Consider the following 23,499-nt stretch of genomic DNA (forward strand, 5'->3'; position numbering starts at 1 on the left):
GACCGCGCCGCACGGCCGCGTCCTTCTCAGTCGGCGCGCCTGCCGCGGAGCACGGCGCGGAGGCGCTCGACCACGTCGGAGAAGCGCGACTCCATGCCGTGCCTGGTCGGATGGTAGTACTCCCGCGCGGCCACGGCGTCCGGCGCGTACTGCTGTTCCACCACCCCGCCGGGGAAGTCGTGGGCGTAGCGGTAGCCCTTCCCATGGTCGAGCTTGCCCGCGCCCTTGTAGTGCGCGTCCCGCAGATGGGGCGGCACCGGGCCGATGAGGCCGCTCCGTACGTCGGCGATCGCCTCCCCGATCGCCCGGACGACGGCGTTGGACTTGGGTGCCAGGGACAGGTGGATGACCGCCTGCGCGAGGTTGATCCGCGCCTCCGGCAGGCCGACGAACTCCACGGCGTGCGCGGCGGCCGTCGCCGTCTGCAGGGCCGTGGGGTCCGCCATGCCGATGTCCTCGCTGGCATGGACGATGAGCCGCCGGGCGATGAACCGGGGGTCCTCGCCCGCCTCGATCATCCGGGCGAGGTAGTGCAGCGCCGCGTCGACGTCGGACCCGCGGATGCTCTTGATGAAGGCGCTGATGACGTCGTAGTGCTGGTCGCCCTCGCGGTCGTAGCGGACCGCCGCCCGGTCGACGGCCTTCTCCAGGACGTCCACGTCGATCGATGCGCCGTTCGGCACGACGTACGCCGCCGCCTCCAGGTACGTCAGCGCCCGGCGCGCGTCGCCGCCCGCGAGGCGCACCAGGTGGTCCTCGGCCGGCTCGGTGAGCTCGACCGCGCCACCGAGACCACGCTCGTCCGCCAGGGCCCTGCGGATCACCTCGCGGAGCTGGTCGTCGCCGAGCGGCTCGAGCGTCAGCAGGAGCGATCGGGACAGCAGCGGGCTGATGACGGAGAAGAACGGGTTCTCGGTGGTCGCGCCGATGAAGGAGACCCAGCGGTTCTCGACGGCGGGCAGCAGGGCGTCCTGCTGGGCCTTGTTGAACCGGTGCACCTCGTCGACGAACAGCACCGTCTGCCGGCCGCCCATGCCGAGCTCGCGCTTGGCGACGTCGATGGCGGCCCGGACCTGCTTGACGCCGTCGGACACCGCGGAGATCTCGACGAACCGGCGCTCGGTCGCCTGGCTGACGACGTACGCGAGGGTGGTCTTGCCGGTGCCGGGCGGCCCCCAGAGCACCAGGGACATCGCGACATCCCGCTCGACCAGCTGACGCAGGGGCGTGCCGGGTCCGAGGAGGTGCCCCTGGCCGACGACCTCGTCGAGGCCGCGCGGGCGCATCCGGACCGCCAGCGGCGCGTTGGCCTGCTGTGCCTCTTCGGCCGGCGTGTCGAAGAGGCTGTCGGCCTGTTCATGTTCCCTGCGCACCACGCCTCGACACTATCCGTTCGGCGTGGCCGCTCAGCGCGACGGAGACGATCACCACGACGGCCCCGACGATGCCGTCGAGCCAGTAGTGGTTGGCGGTGAGGACGACGACGGAGGTCGTCGCGACCGGGTAGGCCGCCGCCGCCCACCGCGCCCGGCCGCACCGGGGGCCGTGATCCGATCGGCCGGAGGCGTCGTTACCCTTTGCGGCGTGATCCCCTCCTCCATCGACGAAATCCTGGCGATCACCGAAGGCCATCCCCTGATCCGCAGCGTGGATCCCGCCCGGCGCGGTGCGGCCTGGCGCGGCGACGAGGCGGTCGCCTTCCTGAACCTGAACCGCGACCGTACGGTGATCTGGCGGGTCGTCGGGCTCGGCCCACCCGGCGCGGTGGCCGAGCTCGTCACCGCGCTGCGCGGCGAACTCCCGCCGAACGTGCACGTCAATGTGCCGCGCGGCACGCCGTTGCCGCTCGCGGACCCGGTCGACTGGAACTATCGGGTGGCGTACGAGGCTCCGCCGCCCCAGCCCGCGGAGGACCTGGTCGGCTGGTCCACGGAGGACGACGCGATCACCGAGCTGCTGAGGCGCACGAGTCCGGACTGGTCGGTGTGGCCCGGTGAGGGCAAGGCCCGGCGCTGGGCCGCCGTACGGGACGACGGCAGTGTGGGAGACGGGCTCCTGGCCTGCCTCGCCGACACGACGAGCTCACCGGAGATCGGTCAGGTGGCGGCGGTCGCGGTACGGCCGGAGGCCCGCCGTCGCGCGCTGGGCGCGTCGATCACGGCGTGGGCGATGCGGCGGATGTTCGCCGAGGGACACGACGGCGTGGGTCTCGGCGTGTACGCCGGCAACACCGCTGCCATGCGCCTGTACGACCGGCTGGGCTTCGCCTGGAACGAGACCCGCACCAGCGGCCGCCTTCCGGGGTGACGCCCGAGCCGGGAGTGGACCGGAAGCCGCGCCTGGGCGCCGGAGCGCTCAGCGGTCGTGTGATGCGGCGCCCAGGGGGCAGGGCGGCCGGGCGGCAGGGCGGCCGGGCGGCCGGTGGTCCCGGTGCCCGCACGGCGCGGCGGTGACGGCCGCGCCCGGTCCTGTACGTCGCCGTCCGTCTCCATGACCACCACCGCGTCGTGGGCGAACGCCCGGCGCATCGGTCACTCCCATCGGCACGCCGCTCCCAGCGGGAATCGCGATGCGGACCGGCGCCGTCCCGTGATAGGTCATCCCATGATGAACGACGTTGTGACGGAACGCCTCGTGCTGCATCCGCTGAACTCCGAAGACGCCGAACGCATCGCGGCGCGCACACCGGGAGATACCGACCGGTGGGCGCCGGGGTATCCGACCGACGGAGACGTCAAGGCGGCGAACGACCACCTGGCCCACTGCACGTTCACCGGCGATCCCCGGCCGTTCGGCGCATACGAGATCCGCCGCCGTGAGGACGGGTACGCGATCGGCGGTGTGGGCTTCCATCGGCCGCCGGATGAGAACGGCGTGGTCACGATCGGCTATGGCCTGGTCTCGTCCGTGCGGGGTCAGGGATACGCCACCGAGGCCCTTCGCGGTCTGCTGGCATTCGCCGAGGCGAACGGCGTCACCCTGGTGAAGGGCGACGCCGACCACGACAACGTCGCCTCGCAGCGCGTCATGACGGCCGCGGGCATGCGCCAGGTCGGTGAGGACGACCGCGTCAAGTACTACGAGATCGCCTGGACTCGGTGAAGGCCCCCCACGGTGTGATCACCTGAATCCTCGGCACCGGAAGGTGATGAGGATTCAGGTGATCATGGGTGCAGCGGCACGGTGCCCGCACCCGGCCGTCGCACCATGTAGACGTCGATCGGGTCCTGAACCTCCACAGTGAACCCGTGGCGCTCATACAGCCGCCGGGCGGCGCTGCCCCGCAGGACATTCAGACGGACGAGCACGCCATCGGCATCGGTCCGCTCCAGCAGTGTTCGCAGCACAGCCGATCCGAGCCCCCGGCCCTGCAGACCCGGAGCGAGATAGAAATGCTCCAGCCACCACCCGTCCTCGGCCGGGCGCACAGTGACGCAGCCCGCGAAGGCGCCATCGGCCACGATGACCGACGTGTGCTGCGGAGAAAAGGAATCGCGCAGCCGCTGCCGGACCCGATGCTCGTCGAACCGTCCCAACCGCTCCAGGTCCGGGCGCATCACCGTCGCCCGCAGTTCCGCGATCGCCTCGACATCCGCCGACTCTGCGGAACGCAGCGCCCATTCCATGGGATGGCTCGGCTCGAACCTGGGCGTCGCCTGACCTGGCCGTATCCCGCCCACCCTCGCACTCGTATCCATGGCCGGAAGTATCCCAACTGCCCCCGGTGACCACACGCAGCAAGATCGTTCACCGACCGGGCGCGCAGCAGCCCCTATCGCACACGACGTCGTCGGAGTCGGCAGCGTGGCTGAACGATCATTCGACGACGCGTTCGCCATCTGCCGATCGACGTTCGGTCGTGATCGGCCCTGATCTCGTGGGTCCGCATGGGATCTCACGATCTCGGCCGTGCACAGCCCGATCAACCGATTTTCGCGTCGATCAGAAGGTCACCTCGAACCACACGGTCCGACCCATCGCATCACCGCTGACGCCCGCGTCGGCGGCCAGTATCCGGACGATGTACAGGCCCCGCCCGCCCCTCGGCGAAGTCCAGCGGCCCGCCCGCAAGGCAGGGCTTGTTGACCGGGTGGCCACCGTCGACGACCTCCACCCGGATCCGGTCGTCGTCAATCTCGGACACGATGACGGAGACGCTCGTCGAGTCGGCATACTTGATCGAATTGGTGATGAGCTCACTGGCCAAGAGCTCGATGTCGCCGAAGGCGAGATGATCCCGACCGAGCAGGCAGGCAGGCAGGCAGGCCAGCCAACGGCGTGCTTCGGCCACGGATTCGGGGGCATTGCGCAGGCCGGTGCGCCCGAGCGTGCGCCTCATCGGCGCGGCGCCTCGAGCCGGTCGGCTATCCACCGGGCCGCACCGTGGACGTCCGCGACCGGGCCGATGATCCACGACGAGTCGCCGTGCCACCAGTAATGGACCGCACCGGCCATGATGAGGCCGCGCCTCGTAGCACTGATCGCTTCAAGCATCGGAAACGGACGTCGCTGCTCCTGGACCAGGGCGGTGACCTGGTAGGCGCGGCCAAGCTCCGCTGCCAGACCCTCCAGACGCGTGATCATGAGCACCGCTCGATGCGGAGCCTCTGTCATCGTGCCCTCCTCGCCGAATCGCCTCGCTACTGATCGCAGTTGATGGCAAACTCTCAGTAAGCATGCGCTCGCCGACTCGTAAAGTGCAAGCCATGCGAACGCATGCCCCGCAAAGTCCATTACGGCGTCAAAGGTCCGGCTTGAACAGCAATTTTGCTTTCGAGCGCATGAAGAAAGAGGACGAACGATGCAGAACCGCCGGCGCCCCACACTTCGGTTGCGCCGTCTCGCCGCCGAGATGCGGCGCAGGCGGGAAGAGGCGGGACTCACGCAGGATGATGTGTTCGAGCAGACCTCGATCAACCCGGCGACGCTCTACCGCGTGGAGAACGCGATCAGCCGTCCGCAGGTCCGGACGCTGCGCGCTCTGCTGGATCTCTACGGCGTCAATCACGAGCGAACGGCCTACCTGCTGACCCTGCTTCGTGAGTCCGACCAACGCGGCTGGCTGGAGACCATCGGCGCCGACCTCCCCGAGCGACTCACAACCTACGTCGAACTCGAAGACGAGGCGCGCACCGCTCTCAACTATGAAACGTCGTTCGTTCCAGGCCTGCTACAGACCGAGGACTACGCTCGTGCCATCATCCGCGGGGTTCTGCCAGAGGCGACCCACACTGAGGTCGACAGCCGCGTCGAGGTACGGATTCGTCGCCAGGAAGTCCTGACCCGACCGAACGCGGTCCGTTTCTGGGCCATCGTGGGCGAAGGCGCCCTCCGGCACCGCGTGGGCGGCATCGACGTCATGCGGCGGCAGATGATCCGGCTGGCCGAAGCCGCGGACGAGCCGAACATCACTCTTCAGGTACTCCCCTTCGAGGCAGGAGCACACCCTGGAATGCTCGGGTCGTTCCACGTACTCCGGTTCGGACAGGACGAACTTCCGGACGTCGTCTACATCGACTCAATGGCCGGCGATCTCTTCCTGGACGGCTCCGCTGACATCGAGCGGTATACCGTGACCTTTGAGCATCTCCGCGCGATTGCGCTGAGTCCGGAAGACTCCGTCGCACTCATCACCAAACTCGCGGAGGACGGGTAGACGAAAGGAGCGCGGGATCATGAACCCCGCCGTCCTGTCCCTCACCTCCTGGCGTAAGAGCACCCGTAGCAGCGGCAACGGGGCATGTGTCGAGGTCGTCGAGGTCTCTCTTGACCGCAGGCCATGACAGAGCGAGACCTGTCTCGCGCTCTGTGGCGTACGAGTAGTCGCAGCAGCGCGAACGGCGAGTGTGTCGAAGTCGCCGTCACGTCGGCGTCCGGTGATGTGATCAGGAGGACGGAGCCCAACTCCCGACGATGAAGGCCGAATGCGCGGGTAAGCATCCCTGCACGGGTCGATTCAGGCTGGCTGTCCCACTTCGTCACCGCCTTTACCGAGCATTCTGAGCGGCCGGCCGTTGGCGCGACTGAGACGACGACGGGGTCCCGGCCGTCGGCCGGGACCCCGTCGAAAGGTTCTCAGTACTTCTCGGTGGAGGGGCGGACGATGTGGCCGGGCTCGTTCGGCTCGGTGGGCTTCTCGTCCTCCGGGCGGACGTCGATGCCCGCCTCCTTGCGCTGCTCCTCGGTGATCGGCGTGGGCGCGCCGGTCAGCGGGTCGTAGCCGGAGGCCGCCTTGGGGAAGGCGATGACGTCGCGGATCGTGTCGCGGCCGGCCAGCAGCATCACGATCCGGTCCCAGCCGAACGCGATGCCGCCGTGCGGCGGCGGGCCGTACTTGAACGCCTCGAGCAGGAAGCCGAACTTCTCCTGGGCCTCATCCCGGCTCAGGCCGAGGGTCTCGAAGACGCGCTGCTGCAGGTCGGCGCCGTGGATACGGATCGAGCCGCCGCCGATCTCGTTGCCGTTGCAGACGATGTCGTACGCGTTGGCGAGCGCCTCGCCCGGCTTGTCCTGGAAGGAGTCCGCCCACTCGGGCTTGGGCGAGGTGAACGGGTGGTGCACGGCCGTCCAGCCGCCCTCGTCGGTCTCCTCGAACATCGGCGCGTCCACGACCCAGGTGAACGCCCAGGCGGACTCGTCGATCAGGCCGCAGCGGCGGCCGATCTCCAGGCGGGCCGCGCCGAGCAGTTCCTGGGTGGTGTGCGTCCTGCCCGCGCCGAAGAAGACGGCGTCGCCGGGCTTGGCGCCGACCTTGGCGGCCAGGCCGTCACGCTCCTGCTCCGACAGGTTCTTGGCGACCGGGCCGCCGAGGGTGCCGTCCTCCTGCACGAGGACGTACGCGAGGCCGCGCGCGCCGCGCGCCTTGGCCCAGTCCTGCCAGCCGTCCAGCTCCTTGCGGGTCTGGGAGGCGCCGCCCGGCATGACGACCGCGCCGACGTACGGGGCCTGGAACACCCGGAACGAGGTGCCCGAGAAGTACTCGGTCATCTCGACGAGCTCGTTGCCGAAACGCAGGTCCGGCTTGTCCGAGCCGTACTGGCCGAGGGCGTCGGCGTAGGTCATCCGCGGGATGGGGCGCGGGATCTCGTAGCCGACGATCTCCTTCCAGAGCCGCCCGACGAGGTCCTCGGCGACCTGGAGGACGTCCTCCTGCTCGACGAAGCTCATCTCGATGTCGATCTGGGTGAACTCCGGCTGCCGGTCGGCGCGGAAGTCCTCGTCGCGGTAGCAGCGGGCGAGCTGGTAGTAGCGCTCCAGGCCCGACACCATGAGCAGCTGCTTGAACAGCTGTGGCGACTGCGGCAGGGCGTACCAGTGGCCGGGCTTGAGGCGTACGGGCACGAGGAAGTCGCGGGCGCCCTCCGGCGTGGACCGGGTAAGCGTCGGCGTCTCGACGTTGACGAACCGGTGCTCACGCAGGACGTCGTGGACGAGGTAGGAGGCCTGCGAGCGGATCCGCAGCGCCCGTGCGAGGGACTCGCGCCGGATGTCGAGGTAGCGGTGCTTGAGGCGCACCTCCTCGTTGACGTTGGCGTCCGTCTCGATCGGGAACGGCAGCGGCGCGGCCTCGCTCAGCACGTCGATGTCGGAGGCGACGACCTCGACGTCACCGGTCGGCAGCTCGGGGTTCTCGTTGCCCTCCGGGCGTACGCGGACCTCGCCGGTGACCTTGACGCAGAACTCCGAGCGCAGGTCGTGGGCCGTGTCCTCTTCCCGGAAGACGACCTGGGCGATGCCGGAGGCGTCGCGCAGGTCGATGAAGGTGACGCCCCCGTGGTCGCGGCGGCGCGCCACCCAGCCGGCCAGCACGACCTGCTGTCCGGCGTGTTCCCGGCGCAGCGAGCCCGCCTCATGTGTGCGGATCATCTTTGAGCAAGCCTTTCTTTCAACGTCGTCACGAGCTCGGCGAGCGGTACGGCGACCTGGTCGCCGCTGGCCAGGTCCTTCACCTGGGCGGACCCGGCGGCGATATCTCGCTCGCCGAGGATCACGGCGTACGCCGCTCCGGACCGGCCGGCGCCCCGCATGGCGCCCTTGAGCTTCTTGCCGTCATAGGACATGTCGGCGGCGACACCCGCACGGCGCAGCTCGGCGATCAGACCGAAAATCTTACGCTCGGCCTCCTCGCCCAGCGGCACGCCGTACACGTCGACCGTCGGTTCGGCCACGGCGGCGACCTCCTCGGCCTCCATGGCCAGGACCGTACGGTCGAGGCCGAGGCCGAAGCCGATGCCGGGCAGCGCCGGGCCGCCGATGTCCTCCGACAGGCCGTCGTAGCGGCCGCCGCCGCCGATGCCGGACTGCGCGCCGAGCAGCGGGTGGTCGAACTCGTACGTCGTGCGGGTGTAGTAGTCGAGGCCGCGGACGAGCCGGGGGTCGTCCACCCACGGGATGGACAGGTCGGCGAGCAGTTCGCGCACCCGGTCGTGGTGGGCCTTGCACGCGCCGCACAGGTGGTCGGTGACGAGCGGGGCGTCCTCCAGCTGAGCCTGAACCTGCGGCCGCTTGTCGTCCAGCACGCGCAGCGGGTTGATCTCGACCCGGGCGCGGGTGTCCTCGTCCAGGTCGAGGCGGCGAAGGAACTCCTGCAGCGCGGCCCGGTAGACGGGGCGGCACTCGCGGCAGCCGAGGGAGTTCAATTTCAGGGACAGGCGGGTCAGGCCGAGGCCGCGGTAGAAGTCCCAGGCGAGGGCGATCGTCTCGACGTCGACCGCGGGGTCCTCGGAGCCGATCGCCTCGAGGTCCACCTGGTAGAACTGGCGGTACCGGCCGGCCTGCGCGCGTTCGTAGCGGAACGCCGGGCCTGTCGCCCAGACCTTGACCGGCAGCTCGCCCTTGTGCAGGCCGTGCTGGAGCACCGACCGCAGCACCCCGACGGTGAACTCCGGCCGCAGCGTGATCGAGCGGCCGCCGCGGTCCTCGAAGGTGTACATCTCCTTGGAGACGACATCGGTCGACTCGCCGACGCCCCGCGCGAACAGGCGGGTGTCCTCGAACACGGGGAGTTCGAGGTAGGCGTAGCCGGCCCGCGTGGCGGCGGCCGCGAAGGCGTCACGCGCGGCGAGGAACGTCGCCGATTGCGGCGGGAAATACTCTTTGACCCCCTTGGGGGCCTGGAAGTTCGAGCTCATGGTGGTTTTTCAAAGTCCCCTGTGCGGGCCGTCGATCGGGGCGACGTCCTTGAGGAACGGATTGGTCGCCCGTTCGCGGCCGATCGTGGTCTGCGTGCCGTGGCCGGGCAGCACGGTGGTCTCGTCCGGGAGCGGCAGGCACACACGGGCCAGGCTGTCCAGGATGGCCGGGTAGTCGCCGCCCGGCAGGTCGGTGCGGCCGATCGAGCCGGCGAACAGCAGGTCTCCGGAGAAGATCACCTGCTGGTCCGCGAGCCGGAAGGTCACCGACCCGGGCGTATGGCCCGGGGCATGGTCGACGACCAGCTCCAGCCCGGCGAGCGTCAGCGGCGCGCCGTCGGTGAGCTCGCGCACGTCGTCCGGCTCGCCGAACGTCAGCCCGCCCAACAGCTGCTGACCGACGCCGAGCGGGAAGCCCTTGGCCGGGTCGGACAGCAGCTCGCGGTCGGCCGGGTGGATGTACGCGGGGACGTCGCGCGCGCCGCAGACCGGGGCCACCGACCAGATGTGGTCGAGATGACCGTGCGTGAGCACCACGGCGACCGGCTTGAGCCGGTGCTCGCGAAGGAGCTCCTCGACCCCGGACTCGGCGTCCTGGCCAGGATCGATGATCACGCATTCCTCCGCCGCCGCGGGTGCCACGACGTAGCAGTTCGTGGCGAAGGACCCGGCGGGGAACCCGGCGATGAGCACGATCGTCCTCTCTGAAGGCGCCTGCTTCCGGCAGATTGAGCGTACCGGCGGCACGTGGCGGACCGCGAACGACATACCCGAGAGCGCCGCAGGGTGTCCGATCTTGGGCGGATTTGCGAGCCTCTGTGGGCCACGCAGAAAAATACCGGCCAGGACCGCTACGATGCGCAGCACGTTTTCCTGTTCATGACGCGAATCAATGAGGTGCGACACCGGTGGCGGGTAAAGACCGCAAGAAGCAGCTGGCCCGGCAGCGCTACGAGCGCCAGATGCAGCGCCGCGCGGCCCGGCAGGCACAAGCACGCAGGATGAAGGTCATCGGCACGGTGGCCGCCGTGGCCGTGATCGCCGGCGGTGGCGGTGCCATCGCGTTCGCGATGAACAAGTCGGACACGAAGAAGTCCACGGCGACCGCGTCGGCGTCCAAATCCCCCACCGCGCAGCCGAGCGTGTCGGTGAAGCCGGGCGAATGCGCCTACCAGCCCCTGTCGAACGCCCAGGGCGCGAAGGACGTCGGCAAGCCGCCGGTCAAGCCCGTCAAGGGCACGTACGAGATGACGATCGACACCAGCCAGGGCAAGATCGTCGCGAAGCTCGACGGCACCAAGGCCTCGTGCACCGTCAACTCCTTCAAATACCTCGCGTCCAAGAAGTTCTTCGACAACACCAAGTGCCACCGGCTCGACACCGGCATCAAGGTGCTGCAGTGCGGCGATCCGACCGCCACCGGGAGCGGCGGCCCCGCGTACGGCTTTGGTAACGAGAACGTCCCCAAGGCCGACGCCTCCGGGCAGGCGACCTACAAGCGCGGCATGATCGCCATGGCCCACAGCAGCCAGCCGAACAGCAACGGCAGCCAGTTCTTCATCATGTACGGCGACTCGCCGCTGCCTGCCGACTACACGGTGTTCGGAGAGATCACCGAGGGGCTGGGCGTCGTGGATTCGGTCGCCAAGGCCGGAGCGACCGCTGCCGACCCGCAGTCCGGGATGACCGCCCCAAAGAAGAAAATTGAAATAAAACACCTCACCGTCGCGAAGATGGGGTAATGCGGAAGGTTAGGGTGGCCTGCGGGAGCACAGCTCCCGAGGTCGTCACGGTGGGCCCGGCGCCCGACGAGCGGCCCGGGCCTTGAAACAGGAGGCAACGGTGTCCAGCGCCACCGACCCTTGGGGAATCCGGCGCCGGGGAGGCGGAGACGGCTCCGTCCGGGCCGTCCGGCCGCTCATGGCGGGCACGCTCCACGACCGGGAGGCCGACGGTGACCACTGATCCCTGGGGCCGTGTCGATGAGAACGGGACCGTCTACGTCAAGACCGCCGAAGGTGAGCGCACCGTCGGCTCCTGGCAGGCCGGCGCTCCCGAAGAGGCCCTCGCCTACTTCCGGCGCAAGTACGACGCGCTCGTCACCGAGATCGACCTGCTCGAGCAGCGGATCAAGACGACCGACCTGGCGCCCGCGCAGGCCGAGCACAGCATCGCCCGGCTCCGGGAGTCCGTGACCGAGGCGCACGCGGTCGGTGACCTGGACAGCCTGGCGCGGCGGCTGGACTCCCTCACCGGGCTGCTCGGTCGGCGCCGCGAGGAGCTCAAGGTCGCCCGTAACGAGGCCCGTGGGCACGCGCGTGAGGTCAAGGAGCGCATCGTCGCCGAGGCCGAGCGGATCGCCGCCGAGGAGACGCACTGGAAGAACGGCGGTGAGCGTCTCCGCCAGCTCGTCGAGGAGTGGAAGGCCGCCGAGCGCGTCGACCGGCCCACCGAGACGGCGCTGTGGAAGCGCCTGTCGACCGCGCGCAACTCCTTCACCAAGCGCCGCAAGGCGTACTTCGCCACCCTGGAGGACGAGCGGGAGTCGGCCCGGCAGGAGAAGGAGCGTCTGGTCGCCGAGGCCGAGGCGCTCAGCGGCTCGGCCGACTGGGGCCCCACGGCCACCGCCTACCGCGACCTGATGCGCCGCTGGAAGATGGCGGGGCGGGCGTCCCGCGAGGTCGAGGACGAGCTGTGGGCGCGGTTCAAGGGCGCCCAGGACGTCTTCTTCGCCGCCCGGTCCGCGGCCTTCGCCGAGCGCGACGCCGAGTTCCGTGAGAACGCCGAGGCCAAGGAGAAGGTCCTCGAGGACGCCGAGCGGTTGCTTCCCATCCGGGACGTACGCACCGCCCGCCAGATTCTGCGTTCGATCCAGGAGCGCTGGGAGTCCATCGGCATGGTGCCGCGCGACTCCCGGGACCACCTCGAAGGCCGGCTGCGCCGGGTAGAGGAGGCGGTCCGCTCCGCCGAGGAGTCGGAGTGGCGGCGCACCAACCCGGAGGCCCGGGCCCGTGCCGAGGCCACGGTCACGCAGTTGCGGTCCTCGATCCAGCAGCTGGAGACACGCCTGGAGAAGGCCCGCCGCGGCGGGCGTGACAAGGACGTCAAGGACGCCGAGGAGGCGCTGACCGCGCGCCGCTCGTGGCTGGAAGAGGCCGAGCGCACCCTGACCGAGTTCTCCTGACGCCGATCGTCGGCCCGTCTCCCTGAGGGAGCCGGGCCGACGATCACACGGTGGACGCTCGGACGTCACGCGGTCTGTGCGCCGGATCGATCGGTCACGTCACGTGGTGCACGCGCCGGATCAGTTGGTCACGCGGTAGACGTCGTAGACACCGTCGACGTTGCGGACGGCCTTGAGCACGTGGCCCAGGTGCTTCGGGTCGCCCATCTCGAAGCTGAACCGGCTGATGGCGACCCGGTCGCGGTTGGTGGCGACGGACGCCGACAGGATGTTCACGTGCTGGTCGGAGAGCACCCGCGTGATGTCGGACAGCAGGCGCGTGCGGTCCAGCGCCTCGACCTGGATGGCCACCAGGAACACCGAGTCCTCGCCCGGCGACCACTTGACGTCGACCATGCGTTCGGGCTCGGTGCGGAGGTTCGCGACGTTCACGCAGTCGGCACGATGCACCGAGACGCCGTTGCCGCGGGTGACGAACCCGACGATCTCATCACCAGGGACCGGCGTACAGCAGCGGGACAGACGGACCCACACGTCAGGGTCACCGGCGACGACCACGCCCGGGTCACCCGCGGGCCTCGACCGCCGCTTCTTGGTGGGGATGACGGTCTCGTCGAGGTCCTCGGCCGCGCTCTCGACCCCGCCGAGGGCGTCGACGAGCTTCTGCACGACGCTCTGCGCCGAGACGTGACTCTCGCCGATCGCGGCGTACAGCGACGAGACGTCGGCGTAGCGCAGGTCGTGCGCCAGAGCCACCAGGGCCTCCCCTGACAGCATGCGCTGCAGGGGGAGGTTCTGCTTGCGCATCGCGCGGGCAAGGGCGTCCTTGCCCTGCTCGATGGCGGTCTCGCGGCGCTCCTTGGAGAACCAGTGCTTGATCTTGTTACGGGCGCGGGCGCTCTTGACGAAGTTCAGCCAGTCGCGGCTCGGCCCGGCGTCGGGCGACTTGGAGGTGAAGATCTCCACCGTGTCGCCGTTGTCAAGGGTCGACTCCAGCGGCACGAGCCGGCCGTTGACCCGGGCGCCGATCGTACGGTGCCCGACCTCGGTGTGGATGGCGTAGGCGAAGTCGACCGGGGTGGCGCCCTGCGGAAGGGCCAGGACCTGCCCCTTCGGCGTGAAGACGAAGACCTCCGAGACCGACAGGTCGAAGCGCAGCGACTCGAGGAACTCCGCCGGGTCGGTGGTCTCCTTCTGCCAGTCGAGGAGCTGCCGGAGCCAGGCCATGTCCCCCGTCTTGGCCGCCGACCCGCTGCCGACCGTCTCCTCCTTGTACTTCCAGTGCGCGGCGATGCCGTACTCGGCGCGGTTGTGCATCGCGCGGGTGCGGATCTGCAGCTCGACGGGCTTGCCCTCCGGGCCGATCACCGTCGTGTGCAGCGACTGGTACATGTTGAACTTCGGCATCGCGATGTAGTCCTTGAACCGGCCGGGGACCGGGTTCCATCGCGCGTGGATCGTGCCGAGGGCGGCGTAGCAGTCACGGACGGTGTCGACGAGCACGCGGATGCCGACGAGGTCGTAGATCTCCTCGAAGCCGACCTCGCGGGCGATCATCTTCTGGTAGATCGAGTAGTAGTGCTTCGGCCGTCCCTTGACCGTCGCCTTGATCTTCGCCTCGCGCAGGTCGCCGGCGACGTTCTCGATGACGTCCTGGAGGTAGACGTCGCGCCGGGGCGCGCGCTCGGACACGAGACGGGCGATCTCGTCGAACCGCTTGGGAAAGAGCGTCTGGAATGCGAGGTCCTCCAGCTCCCACTTCAGCGTGTTCATGCCGAGGCGGTGCGCGAGCGGCGCGAAGATCTCCAGGGTCTCGCGGGCCTTGCGCTCCTGCTTCGGCCGCGGCAGGTAGCGCAGGGTGCGCATGTTGTGCAGGCGGTCCGACAGCTTGATGACCAGCACCCGGATGTCGCGGGACATCGCCACGACCATCTTGCGGACGGTCTCGGCCTCGGCCGCTTCGCCGTACTTGACCTTGTCGAGCTTGGTGACGCCGTCGACCAGGGCGGCGATCACGTCACCGAAGTCGACCCGCAACTGGTCGAGGGTGTAGGTGGTGTCCTCGACGGTGTCGTGCAGCAGCGCGGCGCACAGCGTCTCGGTGTTCATCCCCAGTTCGGCGAGGATCGTCGCGACGGCGAGGGGATGCGTGATGTAGGGATCGCCGCTCTTGCGCTTCTGGTCGCGGTGATGGTGGGCGGCGATGTCGTAGGCGCGCTCGACGAGACGCACATCCGCCTTGGGATGGGTGTTCCGGAGCGTCTTGATCAGCGGTTCGAGTACGGGATTCATCGTTGGACCACGCTGGGCGCCCAGGCGGGCGAGCCGTCGGCGGACCCGGGCGGCGGACGGCCCGGTGGCGCCCGATGGCGTCGTGTCGCCGTCATCCGGCACCGGCGGTTCCGGGGTGTCCGGTGACACCGCGGACTTCGAACCGTCCGATGGCACCGTGGCCGCAGGGGCGTCCGGTGGCACCGCGGACTCCGAAGCGCCCGGTTGCACCGCGGACTCCGGGGTGTCTGCTGACACTGCGGACTCCGAACCATCCGGTGACACTGCGGACTCCGAAGCGCCCGCCGGCTCCGCCGACGAAGAGGCCTCAGCCCGGGCCTGCGGGGTCAGCGCGGCATCCGCCACCGCGTCGGACGAGACCACCTCACCGGGCACTCAGCCTCCTCATTCATGCGTCGGAACCACAGTTTATCCGTAGTCGTTTTCCAGTCGGTGCCCATCACCCATTCCGGTCACGGCGGCCGGACGTCGGTGAGGAGGACGCGAGATGCTGGAAGGGCACCGGCGAAAGTTGGCTCGATGAACAAGACACTCCGCAGGACGACGATCTTCGCCTTGCTCCTGATCCTCGGGCTCCTGGTGAACGTCACCTACATCCAGGGCTGGGAGGAGCAGAGGCTGCGCGACGACCCGCTGAACGCCCGGCACTTCCTCGCACAGTTCAACCGGGACCGCGGGCCGATCATGGCGGGCGGCACGGTCATCGCCAGATCCCGTGACACCGGCAAGAAGGACTTCCGGTACCAGCGCGTCTATCCCGAATCCGAGGTGTTCGCGCCCGTCACCGGCTACTTCGCGCCCAGCGGCAGCGTGACCGGCGTGGAGTCCGCGGCGGACGGTCTGCTGGCCGGCACCGACGCACGGCTGACGGTCCAGCACTGGTTCGACGCGATCGTGGGCCGTACGACCCGGGGCGCCACGGTGCAGACGACCATCGACCCGGCGGCCCAGCGCGCGACGTACGACGCCCTGCGCGGGAGCACGTCGCGCCGTGCCGCCGCCGTCGCCATCGACATACGGACCGGCGCGATCAAGGTGATGGCGTCCTATCCGTCATTCGACGCCAACACGATCGCGGTGCACGACACGACGGCGTCGACGCGGGCGTACACGCGGCTCCTCAAGGCGTCCGGCAGCCCGCTCATCGACAAGGCGATCGACGAGAGCTTCGCGCCCGGCTCCACCTTCAAGATCATCACCTCGTCCGCGGGGATCGACAAGCAGGGCCTGAGCAAGGACAGCCCCGTCGACACCCCCGGCGTGCTCACCCTGCCCTCCGGGAACCCGCTGCACAACGACGCCGACTCCGGGCCGTGCAACGGCGGTCAGCTGCCGCTCATCGAGGCGTTCGCGCAGTCCTGCAACAGCACGTTCGGCAAGCTCGCCCTGGACATGGGCCAGCGGCGGCTCGGCGCCGAGGCGTCCGGCTTCGGGTTCGGGCGGCGCATCCCCATCGAGAACGGCCTCAGCAGCGCGGCGAGCGTCTATCCGAAGAACATGGGCGGCGACGACGTCGGGCGCAGCGGCATCGGCCAGGGCAGCGTCTCCGCGACGCCGCTGCAGATGGCCCTGGCCGCCTCCGCCATCGCTCACGGGGGCGTCGTGATGAAGCCGTACCTCATCCAGCGCGTCACCTCGCCCGACCAGTCCGAGATCGAGGCCGCCTCTCCCCGTGAGCTGTTCCGGGCGACGAGCTCTGAGACGGCCGGCCAGCTGCAGGACATGATGCGCGAGGTCGTACAGACGGGCACGGCGCGCGGCAAGGTCGCGACGGACATCGCGGGGAAGACCGGCACCGCCGAGACCGGACTGCCCTACAACGAGCGGTGGTTCGCCGGCTTCGCACCTGCCGACAATCCGAAGATCGCGTTCGCGGTCGTCACCGAGGGCAGCGGCTTCGGCGCGGACGCCGCCGGTCCGATCGCCACCCGCATGGTCCAGGCCCTCAAGGTCGAGTGAGGGCGAACGCCCGACGGGGTCTTGGCGGCGCGAGGCCGACGCCGACGACCGACGCGTCCGCGGACCGCCGCGCCGAAACAGGACGAGCCCGTACGCGGCCCCGAGGGACGCGTACGGGCTCGCGGTGAAGGATTCAGCCCTGGATGAGGGCGTGGACGTCGAGGTCGGGAAGCCGGTCCCGGCCGCTCAGGAAGCCCAACTCGATCAGCACGGACAGGCCCGCGACCTCGGCGCCCGAGCGCCGGACGAGGTCGGCGGCCGCCGCGGCCGTGCCGCCCGTGGCCAGCACGTCGTCGACGATGAGCACCCGCTCGCCCGGGGCGAGCGCGTCCTGGTGCACCTCGATCGTCTCGCTGCCGTACTCCAGGTCGTAGCTCTCGGCGAACGTCGCCGCCGGGAGCTTGCCCTTCTTGCGGACCGGCACGAAGCCGGCTCCGAAGTGGTAGGCCACCGGCGCCGCGAGGATGAAACCGCGGGCCTCGATCCCGACGACCTTGTCGATGGTGCCCCGGCCGTAGTGGGCCACGATGGCGTCGACGACGGCCGCGAAGGCGGTGTGGTCGGCCAGCAGCGGGCTGATGTCCTTGAAGACCACCCCCGGCTTGGGATAGTCGGGGACCTCGCGGATCCGCTCGTTGATCAGTTTGGTCAGGTCGACCGGTCGCGCGGTCACATTCCTCCTCAGGGGCTCCATCCCCGCGACGGATCGTGCGATCCGTCGCGGGGATGGGCTCAGCGCTTCTTCTTGCCGCTGGGCCGGCCCTTCGAGCCACCCCGGCGCGGCTGCTGCCGCGGACCATTCTGCACGACCCGGGCACCGGCCCCGACAGAGGATGCCTCCGCCTCGTCCTCGACGTCGTCCTCCGGCAGCTCGGCGACCTCGACCTCCGGCTTGGCCTTGCGCTTCGGGCTGTTGGCCTTGGCCGCCACCCGCTTGGCCAGCGTCTTGTACTTGGCCTGCCGCTCCTGCAGGTCGGCGACGATCGGGGTCGCGATGCAGATGGAGGAGTACGCGCCGGCCGCCATGCCGACGAACAGGACGAGCGCCAGGTCCTTGAGGGTGCCGGCGCCGAGCACGCCGGCGCCGATGAACAGCAGGCCCGCGACCGGCAGCAGCGCGATCACCGACGTGTTGATCGACCGGACGAGGGTCTGGTTGACCGCGAGGTTCGCCGCCTGGCTGTAGGTCATGCTGTTCGAGGTGGTGAGCGACCGGGTGTTCTCCCGGACCTTGTCGAACACGACGACCGTGTCGTACAGGGAGTAGCCGAGGATGGTCAGCAGGCCGACCACCGAGGACGGCGTCACCTCGAACTGCACGAGCGAGTAGACGCCGATCGTGATGAGGATGTCGTGCGCCAGCGCGATGATCGCCGCGACCGCCATCCGCCATTCGAACGCGACCGACAGGTAAATGATGATCGCTACCAGGAAGATGAGCAGACCCTGCAGCGCCTTCTGGGAGATGTCCTTCCCCCAGCTGGCGCCGACGCTCTGCGGGCTGACGTCATCCGCCTTGGCCAGGTGCAGTCGCTGCTGCACCGAGTCCTGGACCTTGGTGACGTCCGCGGAGCTCAGGCTCTCGGTCTGGACGCGCCAGCCCGTGCCGGTCTTCTGGACGATGGGGTCCTCCTTGACGACCCCGGAATCCTTGACCGCGGCGCGGGCGTCGGAGGTCGTCAGCCCCGGCTTCGTCGGGAACTGGAAGACCGTGCCGCCCTTGAACTCCACGCCGAAGTTCAGGCCGAGGGTGAGCAGCGACACGACGCTGACGAGCAGGATGAGCCCGGAGACGGCGTACCAGGTCTTCTGCCGCCCCACGAAGTCGAGCGAGATCTCGCCGCGGTGAAGGCGGCCTCCGATGTTGCCCAGGCGTGACATCAGGCCTCCTTGGTGCCGGCGGGACGGGTGGTGACGCGCTTGGCCACACCCAGCGTCGTCGGATCGAGGCCGGAGAACCGGTGGCCCCGGCCGAAGAACTTCGTGCGGGCCAGCAGCGTGACCATCGGCTTGGTGAAGAAGAACACCACGACCACGTCGATGAGGGTGGTGAGGCCCAGAGTGAAGGCGAAGCCCTTCACGCCGCCGATCGAGAACCAGTACAGCAGCAGGGCCGCGATGAACGAGACCGCGTCCGCGACGAGGATGGTGCGCCGGGCGCGGACCCAGCCGCGTTCGACGGCGGTGCGGAGCGTGCGGCCCTCACGGACCTCGTCTCGCAGTCGCTCGAAGAACACGACGAAGGAGTCCGCGGTGATGCCGATCGCCACGATCGCACCGGCGATGCCCGCCAGGGACATCCGGAAGTCGATGAACTTCCCGAGCAGCACGACCGACTCGTACGTGATGATCCCGGCGATCGCCAGGCTGGAGATCGCGACGAAGCCGAGGCCGCGGTAGTACAGGAGGCAGTACAGCACGACCAGGACGAGGCCGATCGCGCCGGCGGTCAGGCCGGCGGTGAGCTGGTCCTTGCCAAGGGTGGCCGACACCGACTCGATCGAGCTCTGCTTGAACTTCAGCGGCAGCGCGCCGTACTTCAGGACGTTGGCCAGGTCGGTGGCGTCCTCCTGGTTGAACTGGCCCTCGATCTGCGCGTTACCCGAGGTGATCGCCTCCTTGACGCCCGGCCAGGAGTAGACCGTGCCGTCGAGGACGATCGCGAAGTGGTTGCGGGTGTTGTTCTCCCCGAGCGCGGCGGCCTGCTGGGTGAACTTGGCGAACGCGCCGGTCGCGGCACCGTTGAGGTCGAGGTTGACGGTCCACTGCATCCGGCCGTTCTGCGGGTCCGGCGGCAGGGCCTGGGCCTTGGTGACCTGCTCACCGGAGATCTTGGCCGGGCTCAGGATGAACTTGTAGTCGACCTTGTGGGTCTTGGGGTCGGGCTTGGCGCACACCGCCGCCTGCTTGGCCGGGTCGAGCGTCCTGCCCTGGCCGACGTCGTTGCCGATGCAGGTGAGCTTGTCGAACTGCGCCTTGACGGCGGGGTCGACGCCGGTGAAGTCCTCCCCGGTCTGCTGCTGCTGTTGCTGCTGGAGCTGCTGCTGCAACTGCTGGAGCTGCTGGGGGGTCAGCGACTGCGTGGCCTTCGGGCTGGCCGCGGCGCTACCGGACGTCGACGGCTTCGGCGTCGCCTTGGTGAGAGCCTGCGCGAGCGCCCGGCCCTTCGGCGTCGCACTGGCCGACCCCGACGGCGTGGCGCTGCCGGACGGCTTCGCGCTACCGGACGGCTTCGCGCTCCCGGAGGGCTTCGCGCCGCCCTTGCTCTTACCCGTGCTCGTCGGGGTGGGCGTCGGCGTCGAGGTCTGCTGCGGGACGCCCACCGGCTCGGCCACGAGCACCTGGCGGAACTCGAGTTTGGCCGTGGTGCCGATCGTGCGGACGACCCGCTCCTGGCCCTGACCGGGCACCTGGACGATGATGACGTTGCTGCCCTGCTTGGTGACCTCCGCCTCGGAGACGCCCAGGCCGTTCACGCGCTCGCGCATGATGTTGATGGCCTGGCCCATCTCCGACTCACCGATCTTGGCGCCGGGCTTGGTGGGCTCCGCCGTGAGCGTCACGGTGGTGCCGCCCGCGAGGTCGAGTGCCAGCTTGGGCGTTTTTTGGCCCTGCCAGAACATCAGGCCCACCAGGGCTGCGGCGATCACGAGCAGCGCGAGGAGAACGCGCCCTGGTTTTGGAACGTTTCTGCTAGGCGGAGCCACGGTCGTCTTTCGTCCTTTGTCTGCGGTCAGGTGCTGGTCAGGCCGACGGCTTCTTGTCGGCCTTGTGCTCGCCGTCCTTCAACGTTTCTGCGGTCTTCTTGTCGTCCGCGACGGTCTGCGCGTCGGTCTTCGGCTCGATGTCGTCCTGCGCGACCTCCGCGTCACCGCCGGCCTTCGGCTCTTCGGCCGCCTGCTCCTCGCCGATCTCCTCGGCCTCGTCGGTCTCCTCCTCCTCGTCCTCATCGGAGGAGTCGTCCAGAACCTGACCGACGGCCTGCTTCACGAAGCGGGCCTCGACCCCCGGGGCGATCTCCAGGACGAGCGCGTCGTCCTCGACGGCCACGACCGTCGCGAGCATGCCCGCGGTCGTCATGACCCGCTGGCCGGGAACGACCTGGCTCTGCAGCTGAGCCTGCTGCTGCTGCCGCTTGCGCTGCGGGCGGATCAGCAGGAAATAGAAGACCACGACGATGAGGATCAGCGGCAGCAGCGACACCAATGGATTGCTGCCGCTCTTCGCCGCGGTGACGTGGGTGAGCGCTGTGAGTGTTGTGTTGCCCTGCACCGGGGCATCCTTCCGATGTGATGTGTTGAGCCTGCCGCCGACCTTTCGCGCCGCGAAAGGCGTGTCATCTGCTGACGGCGACCAAGCTCCGGAGTGTAAAGGAGTACCTGAAACCCCGGCAACGGCGTGACGAACCCGCGCGCCGAGAAGTTCCCCGTCACTCCTCCGCCACTTCGAAAAGCGTACCTTCCGCCAGGGGCGGCGGGGCGAGTCCGAGATGCCGCCAGGCGGCCGGTGTCGCGATCCGGCCCCGAGGGGTCCGGGCGATGAGGCCCTTGCGCACGAGGAAGGGCTCGGCCACCACCTCGACGGTCTCCGGCTCCTCCCCCACGGCCACGGCAAGGGTGGACAGGCCGACGGGGCCGCCGCCGAACTTCGTCAGCAGTGCCTCCAGCACCGACCGGTCGAGCCGGTCCAGTCCGTCGGCGTCGACCTCGTACAACGTCAGCGCCTGGTGCGCTGTCTCCTCGGTGATCACACCGTCGGCGCGCACCTCGGCGTAGTCACGGACCCGGCGCAGCAGCCGGTTGGCGATCCGGGGCGTGCCCCGGGCGCGCCGGGCGATCTCGGCGGCGCCCTTCTCGTCCATCCGCACGTCGAGCAGCCGGGCCGACCGGTGGATGATCCGCTCCAGGTCGGCGGGCTCGTAGAAGTCCATGTGCGCGACGAAACCGAACCTGTCGCGCAGCGGGGCGGGCAGCAGCCCGGCCCGCGTCGTGGCCCCCACCAGGGTGAACGGCGCGATGTCGAGCGGGATCGCGGTCGCGCCCGGCCCCTTGCCGACCACGACGTCGACCCGGAAGTCCTCCATCGCGACGTACAGCATCTCCTCGGCCGGGCGGGCCATCCGGTGGATCTCGTCGAGGAACAGCACCTCACCCTCGGAGAGGGTGGACAGCACGGCCGCGAGATCGCCGGCGCGCTCGATCGCCGGACCGGAGGAGATCCGCAGCGGCATGCCGAGCTCGCCGGCGATGATCATCGCCAGCGTGGTCTTGCCGAGTCCGGGCGGCCCCGACATGAGGAGGTGGTCCGGCGGGCGGCCACGCCGCAGCGCGCTGTGCAGGACGAGCGACAGCTGCTCGCGAACCCGGGCCTGGCCGACGAACTCGTCCAGGCGCTTGGGCCGCAGCGCGGCCTCGATGACCTTCTCCTCGCCGTCGGCGATCGGCGAGACGAACCGCTCCTCGTCGCTGCCGTCGGCGATCGGCGAGACGAACCGCTCGTCGTCGCTCACGGGGCCCCTCCCCCGCCGACGCGGTGTGTGCGGCCTCCGGCACGCCGATCGGCGGCCCCGGGGCGACCCTCAGGCGCCTCCGAATGCCCGTCGACGGCCGCGGCGTGCCGTCCGACGGACGCGGCACGGCTCCTGAGGGCGCCGGCGCGCCGGTGGGCGGCCGATCGTACGGCGACGGGGCTCATCGGCTCAGCCTCCGCATGGCCATCTTGAGCAGGGTGGCGATGTCGGGGGCGTCCTGGCCGTCGATCTCGGCGGCCACCGCCTCGACGGCCGCGTCGGCGTCCCTGCCGGACCAGCCCAGGTTCGTGAGGCCGGCGTGGACCTGGTCGCGCCACGGCAGCGTACGGGCCGCCGGGACGAACGCCTCCGCGTCATCGGCCGGCGCGCCGAGGCGGTCCTTCAACTCCAGCACGATGCGCTGGGCGCCCTTCTTGCCGATCCCCGGCACCTTGGTCAGCGCGTTGAGGTCCTCGGCGGCGACGGCGCGGCGCAGCGCGTTCGGCGGGTGCACGGCGAGCATGGCCAGTGCCAGCCGGGGGCCGACGCCGCTGGCGGTCTGCAGCAGTCCGAAGATCGTGCGCTCGTCGTCGTCCGCGAAGCCGTACAGGGTGAGGGAGTCCTCGCGCACGACGAGCGAGGTGGGGACGTGCGCCCGGTCGCCCACGCGCAGGCCGGCGAGCGTGGCCGGGGTGCACTGGACGGACAGGCCGACGCCGCCGACGTCGATGACGGCGCCGTCCGGCCCGGCACCGGCGACCTTCCCGCTGACGAATGCGATCACTGCCCCGTCCCTCCACGCCTCGCGAGCCCGTCGGCCGGGCGTCGCTCCCGGCCCGCCGGAACCGCCCGCGGGCGGCCGCGCACTCCGCTCACTTCTCGACTCCGTACTTTCTCATCCTCGCCGCCTGAATGCGCGCCTGAGCGCCGCCGCGCCACAGGTGACAGATGGCGAGCGCGAGGGCATCGGCGGCGTCGGCGGGCCGGGGAGGGGTGTCCAGCCGCAGCAACCGGGTCACCATGCCGGTCACCTGGGCCTTGTCCGCGCGGCCGTTCCCGGTGACGGCGGCCTTGGCCTCACTCGGGGTGTGCAGCGCGACCGGCAGCCCCCTTCGTGCCCCGCAGGCGATGGCGATCGCCCCGGCCTGGGCGGTCCCTATGACGGTGGAGACGTTGTGCTGGCTGAAGACGCGCTCGACGGCCACCGCGTCGGGGCGGAAGGCGTCGAGGAGCTTCTCCAGGCCGCGTTCGAGGCCGATCAGCCGGGTCCCGAGGTCATCGTCGGGGCTCGTGCGGATGACGTCGACGGTCACAAGCCGCAGCTGCGTGCCCGGCGCGCCGTCGACGACGCCCACCCCGCACCGGGTCAACCCGGGGTCGACGCCGAGTACGCGCACGGCGGCTCCTCTCCGTTCCGAACAGAT

25 protein-coding genes are annotated in these 23,499 nt (G+C 69.8%); 9 read left to right on the forward strand and 16 right to left on the reverse strand.

Annotation, left to right across the window (positions count from 1 at the left end):
* Positions 1–26 precede the first annotated feature (26 nt).
* Together NE236_RS41115 and NE236_RS44170 are read right to left on the reverse strand one after the other, a co-directional pair.
* Positions 27–1,376 (reverse strand): replication-associated recombination protein A, encoded by a 1,350-nt coding sequence (locus NE236_RS41115; RefSeq protein ID WP_372494528.1) that lies wholly within the window; start codon positions 1,374–1,376, stop codon positions 27–29.
* Positions 1,357–1,632: a phosphatase PAP2 family protein gene (locus NE236_RS44170; RefSeq protein WP_289851561.1), complete on the reverse strand. Its 276-nt coding sequence runs from the start codon at positions 1,630–1,632 to the stop codon at positions 1,357–1,359. Before NE236_RS44170 ends, NE236_RS41115 begins: the two co-directional genes overlap by 20 nt.
* On the opposite strand from NE236_RS44170, the gene NE236_RS44840 reads away from it, so the two are divergent.
* Both NE236_RS44840 and NE236_RS41125 read left to right on the forward strand, forming a co-directional pair.
* Complete coding sequence (locus NE236_RS44840; protein ID WP_252847732.1) at positions 1,585–2,307, forward strand: GNAT family N-acetyltransferase; 723 nt, start codon at positions 1,585–1,587, stop codon at positions 2,305–2,307. The two genes, NE236_RS44170 and NE236_RS44840, sit on opposite strands and share 48 nt — an antisense overlap.
* 297 nt (positions 2,308–2,604) lie before the next feature.
* Positions 2,605–3,102, forward strand: a complete 498-nt coding sequence (locus tag NE236_RS41125) for a GNAT family N-acetyltransferase (protein WP_252847733.1) — start codon at positions 2,605–2,607, stop codon at positions 3,100–3,102.
* A gap of 62 nt (positions 3,103–3,164) precedes the next feature.
* On the opposite strand, the gene NE236_RS41130 is transcribed toward NE236_RS41125, so the two are convergent.
* From NE236_RS41130 to NE236_RS41140, 3 genes are all read right to left on the reverse strand, one after another.
* Positions 3,165–3,626 carry a GNAT family N-acetyltransferase gene (locus tag NE236_RS41130; RefSeq protein ID WP_252847734.1) on the reverse strand — a complete coding sequence of 154 codons (462 nt, stop codon included), beginning with the start codon at positions 3,624–3,626 and terminating at the stop codon, positions 3,165–3,167.
* Between the two features lie 356 nt (positions 3,627–3,982).
* Positions 3,983–4,339, reverse strand: coding sequence for an ATP-binding protein (locus tag NE236_RS41135; RefSeq protein ID WP_252847735.1), 357 nt, complete (start codon positions 4,337–4,339; stop codon positions 3,983–3,985).
* The gene (locus tag NE236_RS41140) at positions 4,336–4,614 is read right to left on the reverse strand and encodes a hypothetical protein (protein WP_252847737.1); all 279 of its coding nucleotides are present in this window, start codon (positions 4,612–4,614) and stop codon (positions 4,336–4,338) included. Before NE236_RS41140 ends, NE236_RS41135 begins: the two co-directional genes overlap by 4 nt.
* Before the next feature lie 187 nt (positions 4,615–4,801).
* Here NE236_RS41140 and NE236_RS41145 point away from each other — a divergent pair, with 187 nt between their 5' ends.
* The 3 genes from NE236_RS41145 to NE236_RS41155 are packed head-to-tail and all read left to right on the forward strand — an operon-like array spanning position 4,802 to position 5,917.
* Positions 4,802–5,656, forward strand: coding sequence for a helix-turn-helix domain-containing protein (locus NE236_RS41145; RefSeq protein ID WP_252847738.1), 855 nt, complete (start codon positions 4,802–4,804; stop codon positions 5,654–5,656).
* 19 nt (positions 5,657–5,675) lie between these two features.
* The gene (locus tag NE236_RS41150; protein WP_252847739.1) at positions 5,676–5,783 is read left to right on the forward strand and encodes a DUF397 domain-containing protein; all 108 of its coding nucleotides are present in this window, start codon (positions 5,676–5,678) and stop codon (positions 5,781–5,783) included.
* On the forward strand, positions 5,780–5,917 hold the full coding sequence (locus NE236_RS41155) for a DUF397 domain-containing protein (RefSeq protein WP_252847740.1): 138 nt from the start codon (positions 5,780–5,782) through the stop codon (positions 5,915–5,917). Before NE236_RS41150 ends, NE236_RS41155 begins: the two co-directional genes overlap by 4 nt.
* Positions 5,918–6,075: 158 nt before the next feature.
* Here NE236_RS41155 and aspS read toward each other — a convergent pair whose 3' ends face one another.
* Genes aspS through NE236_RS41170 form a run of 3 tightly spaced genes read right to left on the reverse strand, consistent with a single transcriptional unit; the run spans position 6,076 to position 9,824 of the window.
* On the reverse strand, positions 6,076–7,866 hold the full coding sequence (aspS, locus tag NE236_RS41160) for an aspartate--tRNA ligase (RefSeq protein WP_252847741.1): 1,791 nt from the start codon (positions 7,864–7,866) through the stop codon (positions 6,076–6,078).
* The gene (gene hisS, locus NE236_RS41165) at positions 7,863–9,131 is read right to left on the reverse strand and encodes a histidine--tRNA ligase (protein ID WP_252847743.1); all 1,269 of its coding nucleotides are present in this window, start codon (positions 9,129–9,131) and stop codon (positions 7,863–7,865) included. The genes aspS and hisS overlap by 4 nt, the downstream gene beginning before the upstream one ends.
* A gap of 9 nt (positions 9,132–9,140) precedes the next feature.
* A complete protein-coding gene (locus NE236_RS41170) occupies positions 9,141–9,824 on the reverse strand; it encodes an MBL fold metallo-hydrolase (protein WP_252847744.1) in 684 nt (227 codons plus the stop codon).
* A 215-nt stretch (positions 9,825–10,039) separates the two neighbouring features.
* Between NE236_RS41170 and NE236_RS41175 the strand changes: the two genes are divergently transcribed.
* The 3 genes from NE236_RS41175 to NE236_RS41180 all read left to right on the forward strand — a co-directional run bounded on the left by NE236_RS41175 (position 10,040) and on the right by NE236_RS41180 (position 12,315).
* Complete coding sequence (locus tag NE236_RS41175) at positions 10,040–10,873, forward strand: peptidylprolyl isomerase (RefSeq protein ID WP_252847746.1); 834 nt, start codon at positions 10,040–10,042, stop codon at positions 10,871–10,873.
* 100 nt (positions 10,874–10,973) lie between these two features.
* Positions 10,974–11,096 (forward strand): hypothetical protein, encoded by a 123-nt coding sequence (locus NE236_RS44180; protein WP_289851562.1) that lies wholly within the window; start codon positions 10,974–10,976, stop codon positions 11,094–11,096.
* Positions 11,086–12,315: a DUF349 domain-containing protein gene (locus tag NE236_RS41180; RefSeq protein ID WP_252847747.1), complete on the forward strand. Its 1,230-nt coding sequence runs from the start codon at positions 11,086–11,088 to the stop codon at positions 12,313–12,315. Before NE236_RS44180 ends, NE236_RS41180 begins: the two co-directional genes overlap by 11 nt.
* A 120-nt stretch (positions 12,316–12,435) precedes the next feature.
* Here the strand turns inward: NE236_RS41180 and NE236_RS41185 are convergent, their stop codons facing one another.
* Positions 12,436–14,844 (reverse strand): RelA/SpoT family protein, encoded by a 2,409-nt coding sequence (locus NE236_RS41185; RefSeq protein ID WP_443612867.1) that lies wholly within the window; start codon positions 14,842–14,844, stop codon positions 12,436–12,438.
* Positions 14,845–15,126: 282 nt separating this feature from the next.
* Here NE236_RS41185 and NE236_RS41190 point away from each other — a divergent pair, with 282 nt between their 5' ends.
* The gene (locus NE236_RS41190) at positions 15,127–16,566 is read left to right on the forward strand and encodes a peptidoglycan D,D-transpeptidase FtsI family protein (protein ID WP_252847748.1); all 1,440 of its coding nucleotides are present in this window, start codon (positions 15,127–15,129) and stop codon (positions 16,564–16,566) included.
* Positions 16,567–16,699: 133 nt separating this feature from the next.
* On the opposite strand, the gene NE236_RS41195 is transcribed toward NE236_RS41190, so the two are convergent.
* The 7 genes from NE236_RS41195 to ruvC form a co-directional block, all read right to left on the reverse strand.
* Entirely contained in the window at positions 16,700–17,260 is a 561-nt protein-coding gene (locus NE236_RS41195; RefSeq protein ID WP_252847749.1) for an adenine phosphoribosyltransferase, read from the reverse strand.
* Between the two features lie 38 nt (positions 17,261–17,298).
* Complete coding sequence (gene secF, locus NE236_RS41200) at positions 17,299–18,447, reverse strand: protein translocase subunit SecF (RefSeq protein WP_252847750.1); 1,149 nt, start codon at positions 18,445–18,447, stop codon at positions 17,299–17,301.
* The gene (gene secD / locus NE236_RS41205; protein ID WP_252847751.1) at positions 18,447–20,216 is read right to left on the reverse strand and encodes a protein translocase subunit SecD; all 1,770 of its coding nucleotides are present in this window, start codon (positions 20,214–20,216) and stop codon (positions 18,447–18,449) included. The genes secF and secD overlap by 1 nt, the downstream gene beginning before the upstream one ends.
* 94 nt (positions 20,217–20,310) lie before the next feature.
* Positions 20,311–20,838, reverse strand: a complete 528-nt coding sequence (gene yajC / locus NE236_RS41210) for a preprotein translocase subunit YajC (protein ID WP_252847752.1) — start codon at positions 20,836–20,838, stop codon at positions 20,311–20,313.
* Positions 20,839–20,995: 157 nt separating this feature from the next.
* Positions 20,996–22,075, reverse strand: coding sequence for a Holliday junction branch migration DNA helicase RuvB (gene ruvB / locus NE236_RS41215; RefSeq protein WP_252847753.1), 1,080 nt, complete (start codon positions 22,073–22,075; stop codon positions 20,996–20,998).
* 181 nt (positions 22,076–22,256) lie between these two features.
* Positions 22,257–22,859, reverse strand: a complete 603-nt coding sequence (gene ruvA, locus NE236_RS41220; RefSeq protein ID WP_252847754.1) for a Holliday junction branch migration protein RuvA — start codon at positions 22,857–22,859, stop codon at positions 22,257–22,259.
* 88 nt (positions 22,860–22,947) lie between these two features.
* Complete coding sequence (gene ruvC, locus NE236_RS41225) at positions 22,948–23,472, reverse strand: crossover junction endodeoxyribonuclease RuvC (RefSeq protein WP_252847755.1); 525 nt, start codon at positions 23,470–23,472, stop codon at positions 22,948–22,950.
* Between the last annotated feature and the right edge of the window lie 27 nt (positions 23,473–23,499).

The organism is Actinoallomurus purpureus (assembly GCF_024055795.1).
Classification (GTDB): Bacteria; Actinomycetota; Actinomycetes; order Streptosporangiales; family Streptosporangiaceae; genus Actinoallomurus; species Actinoallomurus purpureus.

What these genes read in the sequence shown, in the direction of transcription:
- NE236_RS41190 (WP_252847748.1), top strand. Translation starts at nt 15,127, where the DNA reads ATGAACAAGACACTCCGCAGGACGACGATCTTCGCCTTGCTCCTGATC.
- NE236_RS41195 (WP_252847749.1), bottom strand. Translation starts at nt 17,260, where the DNA reads ATGGAGCCCCTGAGGAGGAATGTGACCGCGCGACCGGTCGACCTGACC.
- hisS (WP_252847743.1), bottom strand. Translation starts at nt 9,131, where the DNA reads ATGAGCTCGAACTTCCAGGCCCCCAAGGGGGTCAAAGAGTATTTCCCG.
- NE236_RS41145 (WP_252847738.1), top strand. Translation starts at nt 4,802, where the DNA reads ATGCAGAACCGCCGGCGCCCCACACTTCGGTTGCGCCGTCTCGCCGCC.
- secF (WP_252847750.1), bottom strand. Translation starts at nt 18,447, where the DNA reads ATGTCACGCCTGGGCAACATCGGAGGCCGCCTTCACCGCGGCGAGATC.
- NE236_RS41125 (WP_252847733.1), top strand. Translation starts at nt 2,605, where the DNA reads ATGATGAACGACGTTGTGACGGAACGCCTCGTGCTGCATCCGCTGAAC.
- NE236_RS41155 (WP_252847740.1), top strand. Translation starts at nt 5,780, where the DNA reads ATGACAGAGCGAGACCTGTCTCGCGCTCTGTGGCGTACGAGTAGTCGC.
- NE236_RS41130 (WP_252847734.1), bottom strand. Translation starts at nt 3,626, where the DNA reads ATGGAATGGGCGCTGCGTTCCGCAGAGTCGGCGGATGTCGAGGCGATC.
- NE236_RS44170 (WP_289851561.1), bottom strand. Translation starts at nt 1,632, where the DNA reads ATGGCCTTCGGTGATCGCCAGGATTTCGTCGATGGAGGAGGGGATCAC.
- NE236_RS41150 (WP_252847739.1), top strand. Translation starts at nt 5,676, where the DNA reads ATGAACCCCGCCGTCCTGTCCCTCACCTCCTGGCGTAAGAGCACCCGT.
- aspS (WP_252847741.1), bottom strand. Translation starts at nt 7,866, where the DNA reads ATGATCCGCACACATGAGGCGGGCTCGCTGCGCCGGGAACACGCCGGA.
- NE236_RS41140 (WP_252847737.1), bottom strand. Translation starts at nt 4,614, where the DNA reads ATGACAGAGGCTCCGCATCGAGCGGTGCTCATGATCACGCGTCTGGAG.
- NE236_RS41135 (WP_252847735.1), bottom strand. Translation starts at nt 4,339, where the DNA reads ATGAGGCGCACGCTCGGGCGCACCGGCCTGCGCAATGCCCCCGAATCC.